This window comes from Streptomyces sp. NPDC038135 (assembly GCF_055601245.1).
In genome coordinates, this window is sequence record NZ_JBVJXS010000003.1 from 344,710 (window position 1) to 370,623 (window position 25,914).

Annotated in this window: 7 protein-coding genes; all 7 read left to right on the forward strand. The window is 75.1% G+C overall.

Translation table 11 applies throughout. The features are described from left to right. Window positions 1–89: 89 nt before the first annotated feature. The 7 genes from ACZ7JA_RS10035 to ACZ7JA_RS10065 all read left to right on the forward strand — a co-directional run bounded on the left by ACZ7JA_RS10035 (window position 90) and on the right by ACZ7JA_RS10065 (window position 25,905). Window positions 90–3,107, forward strand: a complete 3,018-nt coding sequence (locus ACZ7JA_RS10035; protein ID WP_389300300.1) for an AfsR/SARP family transcriptional regulator — start codon at window positions 90–92, stop codon at window positions 3,105–3,107. A gap of 184 nt (window positions 3,108–3,291) precedes the next feature. After that, window positions 3,292–3,624 carry a hydroxyisourate hydrolase gene (locus tag ACZ7JA_RS10040; RefSeq protein WP_351661900.1) on the forward strand — a complete coding sequence of 111 codons (333 nt, stop codon included), beginning with the start codon at window positions 3,292–3,294 and terminating at the stop codon, window positions 3,622–3,624. A 205-nt stretch (window positions 3,625–3,829) separates the two neighbouring features. Further along, window positions 3,830–4,171 (forward strand): hydroxyisourate hydrolase, encoded by a 342-nt coding sequence (uraH, locus tag ACZ7JA_RS10045; protein ID WP_351661903.1) that lies wholly within the window; start codon window positions 3,830–3,832, stop codon window positions 4,169–4,171. 160 nt (window positions 4,172–4,331) lie between these two features. Further along, entirely contained in the window at window positions 4,332–19,841 is a 15,510-nt protein-coding gene (locus tag ACZ7JA_RS10050; protein ID WP_470807859.1) for a type I polyketide synthase, read from the forward strand. A 34-nt stretch (window positions 19,842–19,875) separates the two neighbouring features. Then, the gene (locus tag ACZ7JA_RS10055; RefSeq protein ID WP_470807860.1) at window positions 19,876–24,654 is read left to right on the forward strand and encodes a type I polyketide synthase; all 4,779 of its coding nucleotides are present in this window, start codon (window positions 19,876–19,878) and stop codon (window positions 24,652–24,654) included. An 88-nt stretch (window positions 24,655–24,742) separates the two neighbouring features. Continuing rightward, window positions 24,743–25,588, forward strand: coding sequence for a 3-hydroxyacyl-CoA dehydrogenase family protein (locus ACZ7JA_RS10060; protein WP_351661912.1), 846 nt, complete (start codon window positions 24,743–24,745; stop codon window positions 25,586–25,588). 68 nt (window positions 25,589–25,656) lie between these two features. Then, complete coding sequence (locus ACZ7JA_RS10065; RefSeq protein WP_351661915.1) at window positions 25,657–25,905, forward strand: acyl carrier protein; 249 nt, start codon at window positions 25,657–25,659, stop codon at window positions 25,903–25,905. Window positions 25,906–25,914: the final 9 nt, after the last annotated feature.

Here is a 25,914-nt window from a genome sequence, read left to right on the forward strand (position 1 = left end):
GTCATGGCTGAGAAGTACTGTGGAAGACGGCTGTCGCTCTGGGGAGTTGCGACGCATTCCGAATGCCGTTTCTGTGGGGGGAGAAGGCCATGCACTTTCGCATGCTCGGGCCGCTGGAGGTCGTGGGTCCCGAAGGGACGGTACTGATCACCGCCGAGCGGCAGCGCATCGTCCTGGCTCTTCTGCTGATGGAGGCGAACCGGGTCGTCCCGACCGAGCGGCTGGTCGACGCGGTGTGGGGGGACTCACCGCCGTCCACCGCCCGTGGCCAGATCCAGATCTGCGTCTCGATGGTCCGCGCCAATCTGGCCAAGGTCGGGCTGCGGGACGTCATCCACACCCGCCCCCCGGGCTATGTCGCGGAGGTCGGCGACGACGACCTCGATCTACGCGTGTTCGACCGGCTCGCACTGGCCGGACGCGCCGCCGCCGAGGCGGGCCGGCACGCCGAGGCCGCCTCCGTGTTCGCCGAGGCGCTGGCCCTGTGGCGCGGCGAGATACATATCGACAGCGGTGCCGCGCGCACCGCGCTGCAGGCTCCCGCGGCCCGGCTCAGCGAGCAGCGCCTGGCCGTGGTCGAGCAGTGGGTGGACGCGCAACTCGCGCTGGGGCTCCACCAGCAGCTCGTGGAGCGGCTGATCGACCTCGTCATGCAGAACCCGCTGCGCGAGCATCTCAGAGCCCAGCTGATGGTGGCGCTGTACCGGTCGGGCCGGCAGGCCGAGGCGCTGGAGGCGTACCGCGGCGGACGGCAGGTCCTCGTCGACGAGCTCGGCATCGAGCCCGGGGAGGAGCTGCGGCGGCTGGAGGAGGCGATCCTGTCCGGGGAACTGGACAGCGCCCCCGCCCCGGCCGCGGCGCCGAGTCCGCCGGCCGCCGCGTCCGCACCGGCCGGTGAGACGGCCGGTGTGCCCCGGCTGCTGCCGGGTGCCATAGCGGACTTCACCGGCCGGGGCGAGCTGGTGGAGAGCCTGCGCGGGCTGCTGGAGACCGGCGCCGCGGGCTCCTACGGACTGCGGATCATCTCCATCACCGGCAAGGGCGGCGTCGGCAAGACGACCCTCGCCGTGTACCTGGGGCACCTGCTCGCCGAGCGGTACCCGGACGGCCAGCTCTTCGCCAAGCTGCGCGGCCCGGCGGCCCAGCCGGTGCCCCCCGCGCAGATCCTCGAACGGTTCCTGCGCAGCCTGGGCGTGCCCGGCGCGGCCATCCCGGCGAGCATCGAGGAACGCGCCGAGCTGTTCCGCAACCACGTCGCCGACCGCCGCCTCCTCATCGTGCTCGACGACGCGATCGACGAGGCCCAGGTGCGCTGGCTGCTGCCCGGTTCGGCCAACTGCCCGGTGCTGGTCACCAGCAGATCCCGGCTCACCGGCCTGGAGGGCACCCATTCGGTCCAGGTCGACGTCTTCCCCACCGACCAGGCCGTGCAGATGCTGTGCCGGATCCTCGGCGAGGACCGGGTGCGCGGCGACCTGCCCAGCGCGCTGGAGCTGATCGACCTGTGCGGCGGACTGGCCCTGGCGCTGCGCGTGGCCGCCGCCCGGCTGGCCGCCCGGCCGCACTGGACGCTCGGGCACATGGTGGCGCGGCTGAACGACGAGCGCCGCCGGCTCAACGAGCTGACGCACGGCGGCGTCGGAGTCCGCGCCAGCCTGGCGCTCGCCTACCAGGGGCTGCCCGCGGAGGCCCAGTGCCTGTTCCGCCGGCTGTCGATGCTGGAGGCCACCGAGTTCCCCTCCTGGGTCGCGGCGCCGCTGCTCGACATGGAGGCGCCCGTCGCCGAGGACACCCTGGAGCTCCTGGTCGACGCACAGCTCGTCGACGTGGAACTCGTGGACGGCCGTCACGCCCGCTACCGGCTGCACGACCTGGTCCGCGTGTACGCCCAGGAGTGCCTGGCCGAGAAGGAGAGCACCCCGCAGCGCTCCGCCGTCCTCGGCAGGGTGCTGAGCAGCTGGCTGTACCTGCTGGAGGAGGCCCACCGGAAGGTCTACCGCGGGGACCACGCCATCCACGGCGACGCCCCGCGCCTGCCGCTCGACCGGTGGGTCGTCGACCGCGAGATCGCCGACCCGATGGTGTGGTTCGAGGCGGAGCGCACCGGCCTGATCACGGCGGTGCGGCAGGCGGCCGCCGCCGGCTTGGACGAGCTGTGCTGGGACCTCGCGCTGACCTCGGTGACGATGTTCCAGAACTACAACTACTTCGACGACTGGCGCACCACGCACGAGATCGCCCTGGCCGTCACCCGGCACCACGGCAACCGGCGCGGCCAGGCGGCGATGCTGTACTCGCTGGGCTCGCTGCACATGTTCCAGTACCAGCTGGACGAGGCCCGGGACCGGCTCCAGGTGGCCAGGGAGCTGTTCCGGGAGGTCGGCGACGGGCACGGTGAGGCGCTGGCCCGGCGCAACGTGGCCTTCACCGACCAGGTGCGCGGCCGGCACGAGGAGGCCATGGCGGGCTACGAGGAGGCGCTCGCCCTGCTCGCCCACGTCGACGACCCGACCGCCGAGGCGCACGTGCTGAACAACATGGCGCAGATCCGGCTGGAGCGCGGTCTGCTGACCGAGGCGAAACGGACGTTGCGGGCCGCGCTCGCGGCCGTGGAACGCTCCGGCGGCTTCCGTATACGCGCGCAGATCCTGTGCCGGCTGGGGGAGGCGCACCTCCAGACGGGCGACGCGGCGGCTGCGGAGAGCTCCTTCACCCGGGCCATGGAGAGCATCCGCGCCGTCGGCGACCCGGTGGGCGAGGCGCACGCGCTGCGCGGCCTGGCCGTCGCCCGGGACCGGCAGGGCGCGCACGCCGAGGCGCTGGAGATGCTCGAACGCGGCATGGCCATCGCGGAGCGCGCCGACGAGCGGTTCGCCGTCGGCCGGATCCGGCTCACCCTGGGCGAGCTGGCCGCCGAACGCCGTGACCACGTCCGGGCCCGGGACCACGCGGGCGCCGCACTGGACATCTTCGAGGAGATGAACGCGACCGGCTGGCGGGACCGCGCGCTGCGGGTGCTGGACCGGGTCGCCGGCCCGTCCGGCGAGCAGGGGCCACCGGACGGCGGAGCCGTCTCCCGTGAGGTCGGCGACTTCCTGCCCGTATAGAGGTCGCGCCCTTGCCGGCGCCGGCCGGCCGCGGCCTCGCGGGACCGTCGGGTCCCGTGGGCGCCGGGCATTGAGAGCGGTGAAAGCCGGGCGACAGCGGCCTGACAGCGGGGCGGGGGACGGTGCCCCCTCGGGCGCGAGGTGCGCCCGGGGAGCCGCGACCCAGGGAAGAGGCCGATACGGCGTGAAGCTCGATGTGTCCGTCACGGACGGCACCAACGGACGACCCGTGGACGGTCTGCCGCTGTGCCTGGAGCGGTTGGGCCTCGACCACTGGCAGCGCGTGTGGGACGGGGTCACCGGCGAGGACGGGCGGTGCTGCTGCTGCCTCGGGTCCAGGGACGCGCAGGGGACCTTCCGGCTGACCCTGGAGACGGACCGCTACTTCGCCACGCTCGGGCTGCGGCCGTTCTACAGCCACATCACGGTGGCGTTCGCCGGCGGGGAGAGCCATGAGCGGCGGGAACTGCCGGTGGTGGTGACCCCGCGCGGATACGCGGTGTGCGCCGTGGGCTGACGTGATTTAGCGCGTGATAGCGATCTGGTAGGACGTTGAGAAGGGGGCCTCGTAGAACTGGACTCACCCGCAAGGGACTTCAGTTCTCCAGGGCTTCCACAAGGGAGATTCACATGCTTTCGCTGTTCGCCTCCATGCTCGGTTATTTCGGCGCCGGCCCCGACGCCGAGATCATCTGGAGCTGACGCACGGAGAGGCTGGGGCCATGGGTGTCTCGGTCCGGGTGCTCGACTCCACCGGCGGCCGCCCCGTCCGGGACCTGGCGGTCGCCCTGTACGGCCGCGAGCGCGGCGACTGGGCCCGGGTGGCCGGCGCCTGCACGGACAGCGACGGCAGGATCGGCTCGTTCGTGCCGCATCCGCTGCCGCGGGGGGTCTACCGGCTGGTGTTCGCCACCGGCGACTACTTCCGCGACCAGGGCGCCGAGGCCCTCTACCCCGAGATCATCGTGTCCGTGCGCTACCCCGGCGTCTCGGACCTTCATATTCCGCTGTTCTTGAGCCCGTTCTCGTATTCGACGCACCGCGGCTCACCGGAAGACGACTAAACACCCCGCGCTCTTGGCGCGCGGGACGTTCGGGGCTTGCCCGGGTGCCGGGGATTCCTCGTTCCAGTACGCCAGAAAAATCAGACGGCGGCGACATCGCCCTCTTCAGCGGCGTTTTCGCGTGGCGAAGCCTGAGGTGACGCTCTCAATGGATGCATCGATGAACCCTGTCCAGGACCGGTCCGCGGCCGACGAGCCGATAGCCATCATCGGCATGGCCTGCCGGCTGCCCGGGGCGGACGGCCCCCGTGCCTACTGGCAGCTGCTGAGCGAGGGCCGGGAGGCGGTGGGCGAGGCGCCCGAGAGCCGGTGGCCGGCCGGTACGGCCGCCGGTCACCGCCGGGCGGGCTTCATCGACGACGTGGACGCCTTCGACGCCGCGTTCTTCGACATCTCGCCGTTCGAGGCCGCCGCCATGGACCCGCAGCAGCGACTCACCCTGGAACTGGCCTGGCAAGCCCTGGAGGACGCGCGCATCGTCCCCTCCACCCTGCGCGACAGCGCCACCGGTGTGTTCGTCGGCGCCATCAACGGCGACTACGCCACCCTGCACGACCGCCAGGGCGACGAGGCGGTCAGCGCCTACACCCTGACGGGCGTTCAGCGCGGCATCATCGCCAACCGGGTGTCCTACGCGCTCGGCCTGCGCGGCCCGAGCCTGACCATCGACTCCGGCCAGTCGTCCTCGCTCGTCGCGGTGCAGGCCGCCTGCGAGAGCCTGCGGCGCGGCGAGACCGCGGTGGCGCTGGCCGCCGGCGTCAACCTCAACCTGCTGCCGGAGACCACCGACGCCGTCGGACGCTTCGGCGCGCTGTCCCCGGACGGGCGCGCGTACACCTTCGACAGCCGGGCCAACGGCTATGTGCGCGGCGAGGGCGGTGCGGTCGTCGTGCTGAAGCCGCTCGCCGCGGCCCTCGCCGACGGAGACCGCGTCCACAGCGTCGTCCTGGGCGGGGCGGTCAACAACGACGGCGGCGGCGACGGCCTGACCGTGCCGAGCGCGCGGGCGCAGGAAGACGTGATCCGCGCCGCCTGCCGGCGCGCCGGGATCCGGCCCGGGGATGTCCAGTACGTCGAGCTGCACGGCCCCGGCACGCCGGTCGGCGACCCCGTCGAGGCCGCGGCGCTCGGAGCCGCGCTGGGCGCGGGCCGGGCCGGCGACACGCGGCTGCTGGTGGGTTCGGCGAAGACCAACATCGGCCACCTCGAGGGAGCGGCGGGCATCGCCGGGCTGCTGAAGGTGGTCCTGAGCATCAGCCGGCGCCGGATCGCCCCCAGCCTCAACTTCCGTACGGCGCACCCGGGGATCCCGCTCGACGACCTCGGCCTGGGGGTCGTCACCGGCGCCCGGGACTGGCCGCGTGCGGACGAGCGGCTGGTGGCCGGCGTCAGCTCCTTCGGCATGGGCGGCACCAACTGCCACCTGATCCTGGCCGAGCCGCCGGCCCCGGCCGCGGACGACGCCGCGGAGCCGGGCGAGGACGCCGTGCCGTGGGTGCTGTCGGCGCGCTCCGGCCAGGCGCTGCGCGGGCAGGCCGAGGCGCTCGGACGGTACCTGGACGAGAACCCCGGCGCCGTGCCGGCCGACGTCGCGCGGTCGCTGGTGGAGACGCGGGAGGAGTTCGAGCACCGGGCCGTCGTGCTGGGCGCCGGCCCGGACGGGCAGCGGGCAGCGCTGCGGGCGCTGGCCGAGGGCCGGTCCGAGGCCGGCTTCGCGGCGGGCGCCGCCCTGGCCGGCCGTACCGCCTTCGTGTTCCCGGGGCAGGGATCGGAGTGGCCCGGGATGGCCCGCACCCTGCTCGACGAGTCGCCGGTGTTCGCGGCCCGCGTCACCGAGTGCGCCGAGGCGCTGGCCCCGTTCGTGGACTACTCGCTGCTCGACGTGCTGCGGCAGCGGCCCGGCGCGCCCGGGCTCGACCGCCTCGACGTGGTCCAGCCCGCCCTGTGGGCGGTCATGGTCGCGCTCGCCGCGCAGTGGCGTGCCCAGGGCGTGGAGCCCCACGCGGTCGTCGGCCACTCCCAGGGCGAGATCGCGGCCGCCACGGTGGCCGGTGCGCTCTCCCTGTCCGACGCCGCCCGCGTGGTGGCGCTGCGGGCCCGCGCGATCACCCGGCTGGGCGGTCGCGGCGGCGGCATGATGTCCGTGGCCGCGCCGCGCGACGCCGTCGAGGCGACGCTGGCCGAGCACGCCCCCGACCTGTCCGTCGCCGTGGTCAACGGCCCCTCCTCGGTCGTCGTCTCCGGCCCCGCGGCGTCGCTGGCCGCCGTCGCCGAGGTGTTCGAGGCGGCCGGCCGGCGCACCAAGGTGCTGCCGATCGACTACGCCTCGCACTCCGCGGCGGTGGAGGAGCTGCGCGAGGAGATCCTCCGCGAACTCGCCCCCGTGCGGCCGGTCTCCGCGGACATCCTGTTCGTCTCCACCGTGACCGGTGAGGCACTGGACACCGCGACGCTGGACGCCGAGTACTGGTACCGCAACCTGCGCCACGGCGTGGAGTTCGGCCGGGCCACCCGCGGCGCCCTCGAACTGGGCTGCCGGGTCTTCGTCGAGTGCAGCCCGCACCCGGTACTGGTGGCGGGCGTCGAGGAGACCGCCGAGGAGGCGGGACTGGACGCGGCGGCCCTGGGCACGCTGCGCCGCGGCGAGGGCGGCCCGGACCGGCTCCGGGCATCGGCGGCCGAGGCGTACGTCCGCGGCGCGGGCGTGGACCGCGCCCTCCTCGCCCGGGCGGCCGGGGCCCGGCGCACCGACCTGCCCACGTACGCCTTCCAGCGCGAGCGCTACTGGCTGACCGACACCGGCCGGGCCCGGGACACCGCCGGTGAGGTGGCCCCCGCTCAGGTGCGCTCCTCACGCGAGCTGCTCCGCCTCGTCGTGGACACCGCCGCCGCGCTGTGCGGGGACGCCGACGGCCGCGGCGTCGACCCCGCGCTGACCTTCAAGGAGCTCGGCCTCGACTCGCTCGGCACCGTCGAGCTGCGCCGCCGGCTGTCCCTGGCCACCGGCCTGCCGCTGGCCACCACTCTGGTCTTCGACCACCCCACTCCGCAGCGGCTCGCCGACCATCTGCACGACCGGCTGCGCAGCGGCGCACAGCAGGCGCCGGCGATCGCCGTCCGCCGGGCCGGCCGGGCCCGGCGCGACGACGACGCCGTGGCGATCGTGGCCATGGGCTGCCGTTACCCGGGGGGCGTGGAGTCGCCTGAGGACCTGTGGCGCGTGGTGGCCGACGGGGTGGACGCGACCAGCGAGTTCCCCACCAACCGCGGCTGGGACCTGGACTCACTGTTCGGCGAGGGATCGGGCACGACGTACGTACGTCGCGGTGGCTTCCTGCACGACGCCGACGAGTTCGACGCGGGCTTCTTCGGCATCAGCCCGCGTGAGGCGCTGGCGATGGACCCGCAGCAGCGGCTGCTGCTGGAGACGAGCTGGGAGACGCTGGAGCGGGCCGGTCTGGACCCGGCCGGGCTGCGCGGCTCCGACACCGGCGTCTTCGTCGGCGTGATGGCGAGCGACTACGGTCCCCGCCTCGACCAGCCGGCCGGCGGCACCGACGGGCATCTGCTCACCGGTTTCCAGACCAGCGTCGCCTCCGGCCGTATCGCCTACACCTTCGGCTTCAACGGCCCCGCGCTGTCCGTGGACACCGCCTGCTCCTCCTCGCTGGTGGCGCTGCACCTGGCCGCGGAGGCGCTGCGCCGCGGCGAGTGCTCGCTGGCCCTGGCCGGCGGCGTCACGATGATGTCGCGCCCCGGCACCATCGTGGAGTTCAGCCGGCAGAACGGACTGTCCGCGGACGGCCGCTGCAAGCCGTTCTCCGCCGCGGCCGACGGCACCGCGTTCGCCGAGGGCGTGGGCATGCTGCTGCTGGAGCGGCTGTCGGACGCGCGGCGCAACGGGCACCGGGTGCTGGCCGTGGTGCGGGGCAGCGCCGTCAACCAGGACGGTGCGAGCAATGGTCTGACCGCGCCGAACGGGCCGGCGCAGGAGCGGGTGATCCGGCAGGCGCTGACCGGTGCGGGTCTGACGCCGGACGCCGTGGACGCCGTCGAGGCGCACGGCACCGGCACCGCGCTGGGCGACCCGATCGAGGCCGAGGCCCTCATCGCCACCTACGGGCAGAACCGCGCCGCCGGCACCCCGCTCTGGCTGGGGTCGGTGAAGTCGAACATCGGGCACACCCAGGCCGCGGCCGGTGTCGCCGGTGTCATCAAGATGGTGCAGGCCATGCAGCACGGCGTACTGCCGGGCATCCTCCACATGGACGCGCCGTCCCCCCACGTGGACTGGTCCGGCGGGACGGTCGCCCCGCTCGCCGAGTCCCAGCCGTGGCCCGAGACGGACCGGCCGCGCCGCGCCGCGGTGTCCTCCTTCGGCATCAGCGGCACCAACGCCCACGTCATCCTGGAACAGACCCCCGAACCCGCCGGGCACACCGCCGCCGACGGCCCGCGGGAGGACGGCGGACGGCTGCTCCCCTGGGTGCTCAGCGCGCACAGCGAGACCTCGCTGCGCGGCCAGGCCGAGCGGCTGTACCGCCGGATCGAGGCCGATCCCGCCGCCGGCCCCGCCGACGTGGCGCACTCCCTCGCCGCCCGCGCCCTCTTCCCGCACCGCGCCGTGCTGGACGGCCGCACCCGCGACGACCTGCTGGCCGGCCTCGCCGCGCTGCGCGACGGGACCGGCGCCGGCGCCGCGGTGACCGGCCGCGCCCGGTCCCTCGCCCAGACGGCCTTCCTCTTCACCGGCCAGGGCGGGCAGCGCCCCGGCATGGGCCGGGACCTGTACCGGGCGTTCCCCGTCTTCGCCGAGGCCTTCGACGAGGTGTGCGCGGCACTCGACGCCCACCTGGAGCGGCCCCTGCGGGAGATCATGTGGGCCGAGCCGGACACCGCCGACGCGGCGCTGCTCAACGAGACCTGCTACACCCAGCCCGCCCTGTTCGCCTACCAGGTCGCCGCCTTCGCCCTGCTCCGCTCGCTGGGCGTGCACCCGGACGAGATCGCCGGGCACTCCGTCGGCGAGATCGCCGCCGCGCACGTCGCCGGGGTGTGGTCGCTGGCGGACGCCGCCCGCATGGTCACCGCCCGCGGGCGGCTGATGCAGGCGCTCGAGGCCCGGGGCGCCATGGTGGCGGTCTCCGCCTCCCTGGAGGAGGTCCTGCCGTCCGTCGCCGGCCAGGAGGACCTCGTCGGGATCGCCGCCGTCAACGGACCGCGGAGCGTTGTCGTCTCCGGGGACGAGGACGCCTGCCTCGCCGTCGCCGCCCAGTGGCAGGCGCGCGGCCGCCGCACCAAGCGGCTCACCGTCAGCCACGCCTTCCACTCGCCCCTGATGGAGCCGATGCTGGCGGACTTCGCCGCCGTGCTCGGCGAACTCGCCTTCCACGAGCCGCGCCTGTCCCACGTCACCGACCTCATCGGCACCGGCGTCACCGCGTCCTGGGCCGAGCCCGCGTACTGGCTGGAGCAGATCCGCAGGCCGGTGATGTTCCACCCGGTGGTGTCCGAGCTGCACGACCGCAGGATCAGCGCCTACCTGGAGGTCGGCCCGCGCGCGGTGCTCTCCGCGATGGTCCGGGAGAGCCTGGACGGTGACGCCGTCGTGGCCGCCCTGCACAGCCGCGACCGCGCCGAGGACGAGGCGCTGCTGCGCTGCCTGGCCGAGGTGTTCGTGGCCGGTGGCACGGTGGACTGGTCCGCGCTCGCCGTCGGCGGCACCCGTGTCGACCTGCCCACCTACGCCTTCGACCGCAAGCGCAGCTGGCTCAGCAGCCGGCCGGAGGCGGACGTCGCCTCCGCCGGTCTGCGCCCGACCGGGCACCCGATGCTGCGCGCGGTCCTGGACGTCGCCGGTGGCGACGGAGCCGTCGCCACCGGACGGCTGTCGGTGGCCGACCTGCCGTGGCTCGCCGACCACCGCATGGGCGGGCGGCTGATCGTGCCCGGCACCGCGCTGCTCGACCTGGTGCTCGACGTCGCCGACCAGGTGGGCTGCGATCACGTGGACGAACTCGCCTTCGAGTCGCCGGTCGTCCTGCCCGACAAGGGCGATCTGCGGATCCAGATCGTCGTCACCGGCGCCGGACCGGCCCGTACGGTCAAGGTGTTCTCGCGCGGCGACGCCGACGCCGAGTGGGTCCGCCACGCCTCCGGCGCGGTCTCCTCCCGCGGCGCGGCGCCCGCCCGGCCCGACTGGGCCACCGCCTGGCCGCCGGCCGGCGCCGCCCCCGTCCCCTTCGAGACCGCCTACGACGACCTGGCCGACGTCGGCTACGACTACGGCCCAGCCTTCCGCGCCGTCCGCGCGGTGTGGCGCCGCGGCGAGGAGACCTTCGCGGAGATCGCGCTCGCGGACGGCACCGGTGTCGAGGGCTACGGCCTCCATCCGGTGCTGCTCGACGCGGCCCTGCACCCCTACGTCGCGGGAGCCGGCTCCGCCGAGCTGCGGCTGCCGTTCGTCTTCCAGGACGTGTCGCTCGCCGCGACCGGAGCCACGGCGCTGCGCGTCCGCCTGACGGCCGACGGCCCCGACGCGCTGACCGTCGAGGCCGCGGACGGCGCCGGACAGCCGGTGCTCAAGGCGGGCCGCCTCGACGTGCGGGCGGTGCCCGCGTCCTTCCTCACGGCCGACACCCAGGACACGGCCACCCACCTGTACCGCGTCGGCTGGGAGGAGTTTCCGGCCGCCGACGCCACACCGTCGTCCTGGGCGGCGGTCGGCGAGCCCGTCACCGGACTGCCCTCGCACGCGGGGCTGGACGAACTGGCCGCGGCGGCCGACGGCGGCCGGCGCGCCGACGTCGCGATCCTCACCTGCCCGGTCGGCGGCGGGGTCCCGGAGACCACCTCCGGGGTGCTCGCGGCGGTACGGCAGTGGCTCGCCGACGACCGGTTCGCCGGCGCCCGGCTGGTGCTGGTGACCCGGGGTGCGGTGCGTACCGGTCCGGCGGAGCCGGTGGATCCGGCGCAGGCCGCGGTGTGGGGTCTGGTGCGTTCGGCGCAGTCGGAGAACCCGGACCGGTTCACCCTGGTCGACCTGGCGGGCCCGCACGACGCCCTGTTGCGCGCGGTGGCCTCCGGCGAGCCCCAGGTGGCCGTCCGGGACGGCGCGCTGCGCGTTCCCCGGCTCACCCGCGCCGCCGACGACGGCACCCTGGTCCTGCCGCGGGATGCCCGGGCGTGGCGCCTGGAGGCAGCCGGCGACGGGACGCTGGACGGGCTGGCGCTGGTGCCGTACGAGGAGGCGCTGCGGCCGCTCGGCGAGGGCGAGGTGCGCGTCGGTGTGCGCGCGGCCGGCCTGAACTTCCGCGACGTGGTCGTCGCCCTCGGCATGGTGGAGAGCCTCGCCGGCCTCGGCTGGGAGGCGGCCGGCGTGGTCGAGGAAGTGGGTCCGGGTGTGACCGGGCTGGCGGTCGGGGACCGGGTGATGGGTCTGGTGCCCGGGGCCTACGGCCCGGTCGCCGTGGTGGACCGGCGCACGCTGGTGCCGATGCCGGAGGGCTGGTCCTTCGCCCAGGCGGCGTCGGTGCCGCTCGTCTTCCTGACCGCCTGGTACGGGCTGGTGGAGCTGGCGGGTCTGCGGGCGGGTGAGTCGGTGCTGGTGCACGCGGCGACCGGCGGCGTGGGTATGGCGGCGGTGCAGGTGGCGCGGCATCTGGGCGCCGAGGTGTTCGGCACGGCGTCGCGTGGCAAGTGGGGGACGCTGCGCGGGCAGGGGCTGGACGAGGAGCACATCTCCTCGTCCCGTGATCTGGAGTTTGAGCAGCGGGTCCTCGCGGCCACCGGTGGCCGGGGTGTGGACGTGGTGCTGGACTCGCTGGCGGGTGAGTTCGTGGACGCGTCGTTGCGGGCGCTCGGCGGTCGCGGCCGGTTCATCGAGATGGGCAAGACCGACATCCGTGACGCCGACGAGGTCGCCGCCCAGTACCCGGGTGTGAGCTATCGCGCCTTCGACCTCCCGGAGGCCGGACCCGACCTGATCGGCGAGATGCTCGCCGAGATCATGCGGCTGTTCGGCACCGGCGCGCTGACCCTGCTCCCCGTGTCGGTGTGGGATGTGCGGCGGGCGCCGGAGGCGTTCCGGTTCGTGTCTCAGGCGCGGCATGTGGGCAAGGTGGTGCTGACGGTTCCGCGTGGGGTGGATGCGCGGGGCACGGCGTTGGTGACGGGTGCGACGGGGACGCTGGGCCGGTTGGTGGCGCGGCGGCTGGTCGAGGCGCACGGGGTGGGCCGGCTGGTGCTGGCGGGCCGGCGCGGGCCGGCGGCCGCGGGGATGGCGGAGCTGGCCGCCGAGCTGGGAGCGCTGGGCGCCGAGGTGGTGGTGGAGGCGTGTGACGTCTCGGACCGGGCTTCGGTTCAGGCGCTGCTGGGACGGATCCCGGTGGAGCGTCCGCTGCAGGTCGTGGTGCATGCGGCGGGTGTCCTGGACGACGGTGTGGTCGCGCAGTTGACGGATGAGCGGTTGCGGCGGGTGCTGGAGCCGAAGTCGGGTGCGGCCGGGGTGCTGGACGAGCTGACGGCTCATCTGGACGTGGCGCGGTTCGTGCTGTTCTCGTCGGTGGCGGGTGTGATCGGCAACGCCGGTCAGGCGAACTACGCGGCCGCGAACGCCGCGCTGGACGCCATCGCGATCCGACGGCAGGAACGGGGTCTGCCCGCGGTGTCCGTCGCCTGGGGCCTGTGGGCCCCGGAGTCGGCCATGACCGCCGGTCTGTCGAGTGCCGACCGGGCCCGGCTGGCCGGCGCCGCCGGAACCGTGGCGCTGGAGGCCGAGGAAGGCCTGGCGCTGTTCGACGCGGCCCTGGCCGGCGCCGAACCCGCCGTGGTCGCCTCCCACTGGGACCTCGCCGCGCTGCGCGCCCGCAGCGGTCAGGGACCTGGGCTGGCCGCACCGCTGCGCGGTCTCGTGCGCGCCCAGCGCCGTACGGCCGCCGCCGTGACCGGCGCCGACGGAGGAGGACTGGCCGCACGGCTGGCCGGCCTCACCGAGGAGGCCGCCCGGCAGGCCGTGGTCGACACGGTCTGCGCCCAGGTCGCCGTCGTCCTCGGTTACGGCCCCGACACCGCCGTGGACGTCGAACTCCCCTTCAACGAACTGGGCTTCGACTCGCTGACCTCCGTCGAACTGCGCAACCGCCTGGCCGGCGCGACCGAACTGCGGCTGCCGACGACGGTCGTCTTCGACTTCCCGACTCCGCTGGAGCTCGCCGAGCACCTGCACGGCAAGCTGGCCGGCGCCGCGCCGCAGCCCGCCGCCGCGGTGGCCGCCCCCGCCCCTGCGGGGCGGCCGTCCGACGACGACGCCGTGGCGATCGTGGCCATGGGCTGCCGTTACCCGGGCGGCGTGGAGTCACCGGAGGACCTGTGGCGCCTGGTGGCGGACGAGGTGGACGCGCTCGGCGACTTCCCCACCGACCGCGGCTGGGACCTGGACTCGCTGTTCGGATCCGAGGGTTCCGGCACGACCTACGTACGGCGCGGCGGTTTCCTCGAGGACATCAGCGCGTTCGACGCGGGCTTCTTCGGCATCAGCCGCCGTGAGGCGCTGGCGATGGACCCGCAGCAGCGGCTGCTGCTGGAGACGAGCTGGGAGACGCTGGAGCGGGCCGGTCTGGACCCGGCCGGGCTGCGCGGCTCCGACACCGGCGTCTTCGTCGGCGTCCTCGCCAGCGACTACGGCCCCCGCCTCGACCAGCCCACCGGCGGCACCGACGGCCACCTGCTGACCGGCACGCAGACGAGCGTCGCCTCCGGGCGCATCTCCTACGCGTTCGGCTTCAACGGCCCCGCGCTGTCCGTGGACACCGCCTGCTCCTCCTCGCTGGTGGCGCTGCACCTGGCGGTGCAGGCGCTGCGCCGGGGCGAGTGCTCGCTGGCGCTGGCCGGCGGTGCGACGCTGATGTCCCGGCCGGGCGCGTTCGTGGAGTTCAGCCGGCAGAACGGTCTCGCGGCCGACGGCCGCTGCAAGCCGTTCTCCGCCGCCGCCGACGGCACCGGCTGGGGCGAGGGCGTGGGCATGCTGCTGCTGGAGCGGCTGTCGGACGCGCGGCGCAACGGGCACCGGGTGCTGGCCGTGGTGCGGGGCAGTGCCGTCAACCAGGACGGTGCGAGCAACGGGCTCACCGCGCCGAACGGGCCCGCTCAGGAGCGTGTCATCCGGCAGGCGCTGACCGGTGCGGGTCTGACGCCGGACGCCGTGGACGCCGTGGAGGCGCACGGCACCGGCACCGCGCTGGGCGACCCGATCGAGGCCGAGGCCCTCATCGCCACCTACGGCGCCGGGCGTTCCGCGGAGCGGCCTCTGCTCCTGGGGTCGGTGAAGTCGAACATCGGGCACACCCAGGCCGCGGCCGGTGTCGCCGGTGTCATCAAGATGGTGCAGGCCATGCACCACGGCGTACTGCCCGCCACGCTGCACCTCGACGAGGTCTCGCCGCACGTGGACTGGTCCGTCGGGACGGTCGCCCCGCTCGCCGAGGCCCAGCCGTGGCCCGAGACGGACCGGCCGCGCCGCGCCGCGGTGTCCTCCTTCGGCATCAGCGGCACCAACGCCCACGTCATCCTGGAACAGACCCCCGAGCCCGCCGAGGACACCCCGGCGGAACCGGCCGGGCGGCAACTGCCCGCCGTGGCCTGGGCGGTGTCCGGACGCGGCGCCGACGCCCTCGCCGGCCAGGCGGCCCGGCTGCTCGCCGCGCTGCCCGGCGCCGACCCGGCCGACGTCGCCGTCTCGCTGGCCGGCCGGACCGCCTTCGACCACCGGGCCGTCGTCGTCGGCGGCACTTCCGAGGAACTGCTCGCCGGACTGGCCGCGGTCGCCGAGGGAACCGAGGCCGCGCACCTGGTACGCGGTTCCGGCGGGCGCTCCCGCAACCGCCCGGTGTTCGTCTTCCCCGGCCAGGGCGCCCAGTGGGCCGGCATGGGAGCCGAACTGCTGGACACGTCCCCCGTCTTCGCGGCGGCGATCGACGACTGCGAGAGCGCCCTCGCCCCGCACGTGGACTGGTCGCTGCGCGAGGTGCTGCGGGCCGCGCCCGAGGCGGGATGGCTGGACCGGGTCGACGTGGTGCAGCCGGTCTCCTTCGCGATGATGGTCGCGCTGGCCCGGCTGTGGGAGTCGGCCGGGGTGACTCCGACCGCGGTGATCGGCCACTCGCAGGGCGAGATAGCCGCGGCCCACGTCGCCGGACTGCTCACCCTGGAGCAGGCGGCCGCCGTCGTGGCGCTGCGGGCACGGGCGCTGACCGCGCTGTCCGGCCTCGGCGGCATGGTCTCCGTGCCGCTGCCCGAGGACGCGGTGCGCCCGCTGCTCGCCGAGTGGACCGGGCGGCTGGAGATCGCCGCCGTGAACGGGCCGTCCCTGGTGATCGTCAGCGGTGACGCCGAGGCGCTCGACGCCTTCCTGGACGAGTGCGCCCGACGCGAGGTCGAGGCCCGCCGCATCCCGGTGGACTACGCCTCCCACTCGCACCACGTCGAGCGGATCGAGGAGCGGCTCGCGGAACTGCTGGCCGGCACCGAGCCCGGCACCGGTCGCGTACCGCTGTACTCCACCGTCACCGGTGAACCGGTGACCGGCGCCGTCACCGACGCGGGCTACTGGTACCGCAACCTGCGCAACCAGGTTCGCTTCGAGTCCGCCGTACGGGCCGCGCTGGCCGCCGGACACGACGCCTTCGTCGAGGTCAGCCCGCACGCGGTGGCCACGGTCGGGGTCACCCAGACCGTCGAGGACGCCGGCGCCGACGCGGCCGTGCTCACCACCCTGCGCCGCGGCCAGGGCGACTGGACGCGCGTCCTGACCGCCATGGCCGAGGCGTACGTGGCGGGCGTCCGGGTCGACTGGGCCGCGGTGCACGCGGGCGCCGGCGGCCGCCGTGTCCCGCTGCCGACGTACGCCTTCCAGCACCGCGGCTACTGGCTGGAGCAGGACGCCGAGGCCGCCGCGGACGTCACCGGCGCGGGCCTGGACGGCACAGGTCACGGACTGCTCGGTGCGGCCGTGCCGGTGGCCGGCGGCGACCGCTGGATGTTCACCGGCAGGCTGTCGCTGAAGTCCCACCCGTGGCTCGCCGACCACGCCGTCGCCGGGACCGTGCTGCTGCCCGGCACGGCCTTCGCGGAGATGGCGGTCCGCGCCGCGGACCAGGTCGGCTGCGCGACCGTGGCGGAACTGACGCTGCACGAGCCGCTGTTGCTGACCGCCGACGACGCCGTGCGCCTCCAGCTGTGGGTGGACGAGCCCGACGAGCACGGACACCGGCAGCTCACCGTCTCGTCCTGCCCGGACCTCGGCGACGGCCTGGACCGGCAGTGGACCCGGCACGCCGTCGGCTCCCTGGCCGACGAACCGGCCGCCGGTCCCGGCGACCTGACCGTGTGGCCGCCCGCCGGCGCCCGCCCGGTGCCCGTCGACGACCTGTACGACCGCCTCGGGGCGGCCGGTTACGGCTACGGGCCGGTCTTCCGCGGCCTCACCGCGGTGTGGCAGGACGGCGACGACCTGTACGCCGAGGCCGCGCTGCCCGAGGCGGTGCGCGGCCAGGTCGAGCGGTACGGGCTGCACCCGGCGCTGCTGGACGCCGCCCTGCACGGCATCCTCGCCGGCGACTGGTTCGCCCGGACCGACGGCCGGCCCGCCACCAAGCTGCCCTTCAGCTGGTCCGGGGTGCGCCTGCACGCCACCGGTGCGTCCCTGCTGCGGCTGCGGGTGCGCCGTACCGGAGCGGAGGAGGTGTCGCTGCTCGCGGCCGACGCCACCGGAGCGCCGGTCGTCACGGTCGACGGACTCGCCCTGCGGGACGTGGCCGAGGCGCCGCGCCCGGCCGGGCCCGCGGGCCGGCACCTGTACTCCGTGGACTGGTCCGGGAGCTCCGTCCCCGGCCCGGTCCGGGCCGAGGGCCGCTGGGCCGTGGCCCCGGGTCTCGACCCGCTGCCCGAGGAGCTGACCGCGCTCGGCGCCGCCGTGGCCCCGTACTCCCGGGACCTGCTGACGGCAGGCGGCTGCGAGGTGGCCGTGCTCGCCGTCGAGCCGGCGGGTTCGGTGGCCGGGACGGTCGCCGCGGCGCTCGCCACCGTCAAGGACTGGCTCGCCGCCGAGGCCGTCCGGGACACCCGGCTGGTGCTGGTGACCCGGGGTGCGGTGCGCACCGGTCCGGCGGAGCCGGTGGATCCGGCGCAGGCCGCGGTGTGGGGTCTGGTGCGTTCGGCGCAGTCGGAGAACCCGGACCGGTTCACGCTGGTCGACCTCGCCGGGACCGGCGACTGGGGCCCCGCGCTGGCCGCCGCGCTGGCCGCGGACGAACCGCAGGCCGCCGTGCGCGACGGCAGGCTGCTCGTGCCCCGGCTGGCCCCCGTCGCCGGAGACGGGCTGCCTGTTCCGCAGGGCGCCCGGGCCTGGCGGCTGGACACGCACGGCGACGGGACGCTGGACGGGCTGGCGCTGGTGCCGTGCGAGGAGGCGCTGCGGCCGCTCGGCGAGGGCGAGGTGCGCGTCGGTGTGCGCGCGGCCGGCCTGAACTTCCGCGACGTGGTCGTCGCCCTCGGCCTGGTGCCGGGGCTGACCGGGCTCGGCGGCGAGGCCGCGGGCGTCGTCCTCGAGGTCGGCCCCGGTGTGACCGGGCTGGCGGTCGGGGACCGGGTGATGGGCATGGTGCCCGGCGCCTACGGACCCGTCGCGGTGGCCGACCGGCGCACGCTGGTGCCGATGCCGGAGGGCTGGTCCTTCGCCCAGGCGGCGGCCGTCCCGGCCGTCTTCCTGACCGCCTGGTACGGGCTGGTGGAGCTGGCGGGTCTGCGGGCGGGCGAGTCGGTGCTGGTGCACGCGGCGACCGGCGGCGTGGGTATGGCGGCGGTGCAGGTGGCGCGGCATCTGGGCGCCGAGGTGTTCGGCACGGCGTCGCGTGGCAAGTGGGGGACGCTGCGCGGGCAGGGGCTGGACGAGGAGCACATCTCCTCGTCCCGTGATCTGGAGTTCGAGCAGCGGGTCCTCGCGGCCACCGGTGGCCGGGGTGTGGACGTGGTGCTGGACTCGCTGGCGGGTGAGTTCGTGGACGCGTCGTTGCGGGCGCTCGGCGGTCGCGGCCGGTTCATCGAGATGGGCAAGACCGACATCCGTGACGCCGACGAGGTCGCCGCCCAGTACCCGGGCGTCACGTACCAGTCCTTCGACCTGCCGAGTCTCGACGTGGAGCGCGTCGAGCGGATGCTGGCGGAGCTGATGCGGCTCTTCGAGAGCGGAGTTCTGCGGCCCCTTCCGGTGTCGGTGTGGGATGTGCGGCGGGCGCCGGAGGCGTTCCGGTTCGTGTCTCAGGCGCGGCATGTGGGCAAGGTGGTGCTGACGGTTCCGCGTGGGGTGGATGCGCGGGGCACGGCGTTGGTGACGGGTGCGACGGGGACGCTGGGCCGGTTGGTGGCGCGGCGGCTGGTCGAGGCGCACGGGGTGGGCCGGCTGGTGCTGGCGGGCCGGCGCGGGCCGGCGGCCGCGGGGATGGCGGAGCTGGCCGCCGAGCTGGAAGCGCTGGGCGCCGAGGTGGTGGTGGAGGCGTGTGACGTCTCGGACCGGGCTTCGGTTCAGGCGCTGCTGGGACGGATCCCGGTGGAGCGTCCGCTGCAGGTGGTGGTGCATGCGGCGGGTGTCCTGGACGACGGTGTGGTCGCGCAGTTGTCGGATGAGCGGTTGCGGCGGGTGCTGGAGCCGAAGTCGGGTGCGGCCGGGGTGCTGGACGAGCTGACGGCTCATCTGGACGTGGCGCGGTTCGTGCTGTTCTCGTCGGTGGCGGGTGTGATCGGCAATGCCGGTCAGGCGAACTACGCGGCCGCGAACGCCGCGTTGGACGCCATCGCGATCCGACGGCAGGAACGGGGTCTGCCCGCGGTGTCCGTCGCCTGGGGCCTGTGGGCCGAGGCCAGCGGCATGACCGGGCACCTCGGCCAGGCCGAACTGCGCCGCATCGCCCGCGACGGCGTCGCACCCCTCGGCGTCGCGGAGGGCCTGGCGCTCTTCGACGCGGCCATGGACAGCGCCCTGCCCGTCGTGGTGCCGGCCAAGCTCCAGCCCGCCCGGTTCCGGGAGCCGGTACCGCCGTTGCTGCGCGGACTGGTGCGCGGTCCCGCCCGCCGCACCGCCCGCTCCGAGCACCGGGCCGGACAGGCCACGCTGGCCTCCCGGCTGACCGGACTGCCGGAGAGCGAGGCCCGGCGCCTGGTCCAGGACGCGGTCCGAGCCCAGGCGGCCCTGGTGCTGGCCGAGCCCTCCGGCGACGCCATCGAGCCCGGCTCCTCCTTCCGGGACCTCGGGTTCGACTCCCTGACGGCGGTGGAGCTGCGCAACCGCCTGGCCGGCACGACCGGTCTGCGGCTGCCGACGACGGTCGTCTTCGACTTCCCCACTCCCGCCCGGCTGGCCGGCCACCTCTACCAGGAGCTGGCCCCCGCCCCCGCTTCCGCCTCCGGGCCGGCGGACACCTCGCTGGCCGAGGCCGAGCGGGTCCTGCGGGACGCCGCCGCGGCCGCCGGAAGCCGCGAGGGCCTGGCCGAGCTGCTGCGCCGCACGCTGGCGGGACTCGGCGAGGACGTGTCCGCGGGCGGCGCGGACGGGACGGCCGGCGAGGAGCTCTTCACCTCCGACGAAGAGATCTTCGCGTTCATCGACGAGCAGGCCTGAGCGCCGCCCCCCGAGTGAGAAGAGTCCGAGACTGATGGCAACCGAAGAGAAGTTGCGCGAGTACCTCAAGCGGGCGACGAACGACCTCGTGCGGACCCGGCGACGCGTGGCCGAGCTGGAGGAGCGCGCCGCCGAGCCGATCGCGATCGTCGGGATGGCCTGCCGTTACCCCGAAGCGGACGGGGTCGACGCCTACTGGGAACTGCTGCGCGACGGACGTGACGCGGTCACCGACGTGCCTCCCGAACGCTTCCGCATCGAGCCCTACGAGAAGGACTACGGGGTCTACACCCGGCGCGGCGCCTTCCTGAAGGACATCGCCGCCTGGGACGCGGAGCTGTTCGGGATGTCCCCGCAGGAGGCGCTGCGCACCGACCCGCAGCACCGGCTGCTGATGGAACTGGTGTGGGAGGCGCTGGAGAACGCGGGCACCCCGCCCGAGCGACTGGCCGGCAGCCGTACCGGCGTGATGATCGGCCTGTTCGACACCTTCCAGTACGGCAGGCTCCAGACCGAACGCCAGGGACCGGTCGCGTACACCGACCCCTACCTGGTGCAGGGCAGCTCGCCGAGCGTGGCCGCCGGGCGCATCGCCTACCACTTCGACCTGCACGGCCCGGCGCTCACCGTCGACACGGCCTGCTCGTCCTCGCTGGTGTCCGTGCACCTGGCCGCGCAGGCCCTGCGGCGCGACGAGTGCGAGATGGCGGTCGCGGGCGGTGTGTCGATGGCGATGATCCAGCCCGACACCTCGTTCGTGTACGCCTGCGCGTCGTCCATGCTGTCGCCGGACGGCGAGTGCCGGACCTTCGACGCGGGCGCCGGCGGCTACGTGATGGGCGAGGGCGGCGGCATCGTCGTACTGGAACGGCTGTCCTCGGCGATCCGCAACGGGCACCGCGTCCACGCGGTGCTGCGCGGCTCGGCGGTCAACCAGGACGGGCACAGCAACGGGCTGACCGCTCCGAGCCGGCCCGCCCAGGCGGCGGTCATCCGGCAGGCGCTCGAAGCCGCCTCGGTGCGGCCCGAGGAGGTCTCCTACGTCGAGGCGCACGGCTCGGCCACCCGGCTCGGCGACGCCATCGAACTCGGCGCCCTGCACGATGTGTTCAAGGACCGCTCGCCCGACCGGCCGCTGGCCGTGGGCGCGGTGAAGACCAACATCGGCCACACGCTCTCCGCGGCCGGCGTGGCCGGGCTGATCAAGACGGTGCTGGTGCTCAAGCACGGTGTCGTGCCCCCGAACCTGCACCAGAGCTCCCCGGCCGAGGCCGTCCCCGAGGACGGCACCGTCCGGCCCGCCGTCCGCTCCCATCCCCTGGTGGAGGACGGGCGGCGGCGCATCGCCGGGGTCAGCTCCTTCGGCTGGTCCGGCACCAACGCGCACGTCGTCCTGGAGGCCGCGCCCGACCCCGCCCACGGCGAGGAACCCGGGGAGGAGTCCCGTCGGGCCGCTCCGCGGGCCGAGCTGCTGCCCGTGTCGGCCGCCGGCCCCGAGGCACTGCGCGACAGGCTGACCGGCCTCGCCGCCCATCTCCGCCAGAGCGGCGGCGAGTCCCCGCTCGCCGACGTGGCGTACTCGCTGCGTGAGGGCCGCTCGGCGCTGGAGTTCCGGCGCGCGGTCGTCGCCGGCGGCCACGAGGAGGCGGCCGGGCTGCTGTCCGGTGCGGCCGGCGAGCCCGGGGTACGCCGGATGAAGGGCCGCCCGCGGGTGGCGTTCCTGCTGCCGGGGGTGGGCGACCAGTACGCCGGTCTGGGCCGCGAACTGTACGCGGGCGAACCGGTGTTCGCCGCGGCCGTGGACCGGCTGACGGCCGTCGCCGAGCAGTACGGCGTCGATCTGCGTCCCGCCCTGTTCCCGCGGGAGGAGCCGGCGCCGGAAGCGGCGGGCGGCGGCCTCGACCTGGCCGCCCTGCTCGGCCGCGCCTCCGGCGGACCGCAGGAGGCGGACGACCCCCTGCACCACGCCGAGGTGGCGCACCCGTTCCTGTTCACCGTCGAGTACGCCCTCGCCACCCTGCTCCGGCACTGGGGGGTCACCCCCGACGTGCTCATCGGCTACAGCCTCGGCGAGTACGTCGCGGCCTGCCTGGCCGGGGTGTTCACGCCCGAGGACGCGCTGCGGATCGTCATCGAGCGGGCCCGGCTGATCGAGGCGGCCGAACCCGGCCGGATGCTCGCCGTCCCCCTCGGCGGGAGCGAGGTCCGCGCGGCGCTGGCGCGGTGCGGCGCCGTGGTGGACGTGGCGGCGCTCAACGGCCCCCACATGACCGTGCTCAGCGGCCGCGAGGACGACATCGAGCGGGTCCGGAGCCATCTGGCGGACCGCGGCGTGGCCTGCCGGCTGCTGCGCTCCGCGCACGCCTTCCACTCCTCCCTGCTGGAGCCGGCCCGCGCCCGGCTCGCCGAGCTGATCTCCTCGGTGCCCCGGCACGAGCCCACCCGCACGATCGTGTCCAACCTCACCGGCGAGGCGCTCACCGCCGAACGGGCCACCGACCCGCGGTACTGGGCCGAGCACCTGTGCCGGCCGGTCCGGTTCGCCGACGGGGTCGCACAGTGCGCGCGACTGGGCGTCGACGTGTACGTCGAACTCGGCGCCGGGCAGACCCTCGGCGGCCTGGTGCGGCAGAACACGGCCGCCGGGCAGGGCTCCGCGATCCTCGGCACCCTGGCCGCGCCGTGGCCGGAGCAGGGCCGCAAGGACGCCCGCACCGCGCTGCTCGAGACCTGCGCGCGGCTGTGGGAGACCGGCGTCGACGTCTCCTGGCCGGCGCTGCGGCCCGCCGGGGCCACGCTGGTCGACCTGCCCGGTTACCCCTTCCGGCGGACCCGGTTCTGGCCCGAGGAGACCGGCGCCGCGACCGTCGGTACGGCCGCGCCCGCCGGCGCCCCCGAGGAGCGGTGCTACACGCCGACCTGGCAGCGCGACGTCTCCCCCGGCCCGCTCGCCGTCGCTCTCGACGGCCCGCTGGTCGTGCTCGGCGACCGCGACGGGCTGGGCGCCCGCCTCGCCGGTCTCGCCGCCGCGGCGGGGACCGCGGTGCTGCGGGTCGAGGCGGGCGCCGAGATCCGCCTGGACGGCCCGCACATGGTCATCGACCCGTCCGCGGCCGGCCACCACAAGGCGGTCTGCGCCGCGGCCGCCGAGCTGGGCCCGGGGCCGCTGCACATCGCGCACCTGTGGAGCCTGGACACCCGCGACGGCGCGGACGGCACCGAGGAGGCGGCGCTGCGCACGGCGGTCTCCCGGGGCTTCGACACGCTGCTGCTCACCGTCCAGTCCCTCGCCGAGACGGCGGCCGGCCGCGAGGTCCGGCTGCTGACGGTCAGCGCCGGGGCCCTCGAGGTGACCGGCGGCGACGTGACCGCGCCGGAGCGGTCCCTGGTGCACGGGCTCGGGCGCGTGGTGCGCAGCGAACTGCCCGGGCTGCACTGGCGCGGCCTGGACCTGGAGACCGACGGCACCGGCGCCCCGGCCGGCCCCGACCCGGCGGCCGCCGTCGGCCACGAGCTGCGGCGCGGCCCCTGGACCGGGCCCGCCGCAGGCGCCGGCGCGGATTCCCTGGCCGCCCGCCGCGGCGGCCGCCGCCTGCTCCGCGGCTGGGGCGAGGCCGACCTGCCGGCCGCCGCCGGCGCCGTGTGGCGACCGGACGGGACCTATCTGATCACCGGCGGCACCCGGGGCCTCGGCATGGCACTGGCTCGGCACCTGGTCGGCGCCGGCGTGCGCAGGCTCGCCCTGGTCGGCCGTACCGCGCTGGACGGCGAGGCCGCACCGGAGGCCGCCCGCACCCTGCGGGACGTGGCCGAACTCGAGGCGGCCGGCGCCGAGGTGCTGCTGCTGACCGCGGACACCGGGGAGCCCGGGCAGCTGCGGGGTGCGCTGCGCCGGTGCCGGGAGCACTTCGGCGCCCTGCACGGCGTGGTGCACGCGGCGGGCGTCCCCGCCGGGGGCCTGGTGGCCCGCCGCACGCCGGACGCGACGGCCGCGGTGCTCGCGCCGAAGGTCCTCGCCATGGCCCCGCTCGCCGAACTCGCCGGCCCCGGGGCGCCCGAGGAGGAGCGCCTGGAGCTGCTGGTGCTGTACTCCTCCGCCGTCACTGTGCTCGGCGGCCTCGGCGAGGGCGACTACTGCGCGGCCAACACCGTCCTGGACTCCTATGCCGCCGCACTGTCCGGGCACGGTACCCGGGTGCTGTCGGTCGCCTGGAGCCCCTGGCGGCACGACGCGTGGGGCGCGGACGCGGCCGACGGACTCGCCGAGCGGGTGCGCGCCTACCGCGACGCCTACGGCTTCGGAGACGAGGACGGCTGCGCCCTCCTGGACCGTATCGCCGCGGGGGCCGAGGGCCCGGTCCTCGCGCTGCGCCAGCCGCTGGCCGACGCCCGGCACGCCTGGGCGGCCCTGTCCGACCTGGACGCCCTCGCCGGGACCACGCCCGCGGCGGTCGGCGCGACCCGCTTCCCGCGGCCGCACCTGCGCAGCGCCTTCGTGGCGCCGGGCAGCGAACTGGAGACGGCCGTCGCGGAGGTGTGGAGCGCCTACCTCGGCCTCGAACAGGTCGGCGTGCACGACCCGTTCTTCGAACTCGGCGGCAACTCGCTGATCGGCATGTCGATGGTCGCCGCCCTCGAGAAGCGGCTGGGCAGGCCGGTCGCCCCGGCCCTGCTCTTCGAGCACCCGACGGTGGCCGCGATGGCGACCGCCCTCGCCGGAGCGGACTCCGCGACCCCGCGGGACACCGCGGCCGGCGGCCGCATGGAGCGCCGCCGCCAGGCACTGGGCGCGCGCCGCGCCGCCCGCTCCTGACGGACCGCCCAGGACCCGGCGCGAGCGGGGCCGACCGGGCAACAGGCACGACCGAGCAAGCAGACAACGGCACAGAACGGAGTGGGACATGAGCGTCATCGGAGTGGTGGGCGCCGGTGTGATGGGCGTCGGCGTCGCCCAGAACCTGGCCCAGTGCGGTTACGAGGTAGTCCTCGTCGACAAGGACGAGGAGATCCTGACCGCCGCCCGCGACACGATCTACCGGAACTGCCGGATGAGCGCCCTGATGGGCGGACCGGCCCTGGACGCGGACGAGGTGCTGTCGCGGATCACCACCGCGGTCGGCGTCCCCGCCCTGGCCAAGGCGTCGGTGGTGATCGAGAACGTCACCGAGAACTGGGAGATCAAGCGTGAGGTGCACCGCGCGCTCGACGAGGTGTGCGCCCCGGACACCGTCGTCGTCGTCAACACCTCCGCCATCCCGATCACCCGGATCGCCTCGCTGAGCAGCCGCCCGGCCCAGACCGTCGGCGTCCACTTCATGAACCCGGTGCCGGCCAAGCCGGTCGTCGAGCTGATCCCCGGTGTGCACACCTCGCCGGAGACGGTCGAGCGGACCCGGGAGCTGCTGCGCGGCATGGGCAAGAAGGCCGTCGAGGTCAAGGACTCCGCGGGCTTCGTCTCCAACCGGGTGCTGATGCTCACCGTGAACGAGGCCGCCTACCTGGTGCACGAGGGCGTGGCCACCGCCGAGCAGGTCGACGAGGTCTTCCGCGGCTGCTTCGGGCACCCCATGGGCCCGCTGGAGACCGCCGACCTGATCGGCGTCGACACGATCCTCTACAGCGTCGAGGTGCTCTACGAGCACTACGCCGACAGCAAGTACCGGCCCTGCCCGCTGCTCAAGCAGATGACCGACGCGGGGCTGCACGGACGCAAGTCAGGCCGCGGTTTCTACACCTACGAGGGCTGACCGGCGTACCGCGCCTCAGTCCCGCCCCTTTCCTTCCCTCCTCCCGACGTCTCTCCAAGGAGCACTCCATGCACAACGCCGCCCGCATCCGTGACTTCATCGTCAGCCGCTACCCGCAGGCGGAACTCACCGACGACCAGGACATCTTCTCGCTCGGCTTCATCAACTCCCTCTTCGCGATGGAGCTGGTGATGTTCGTGGAGAAGGAGTTCGGCATCTCCATCCCCAACGACGAGCTGCGCATCGACAACTTCCGTACCGTCACCGCGATGGCCGAGCTGGTGGAACGCCGGCAGTCCGCCACCGTCACCGCGTAGGGGCCGCAG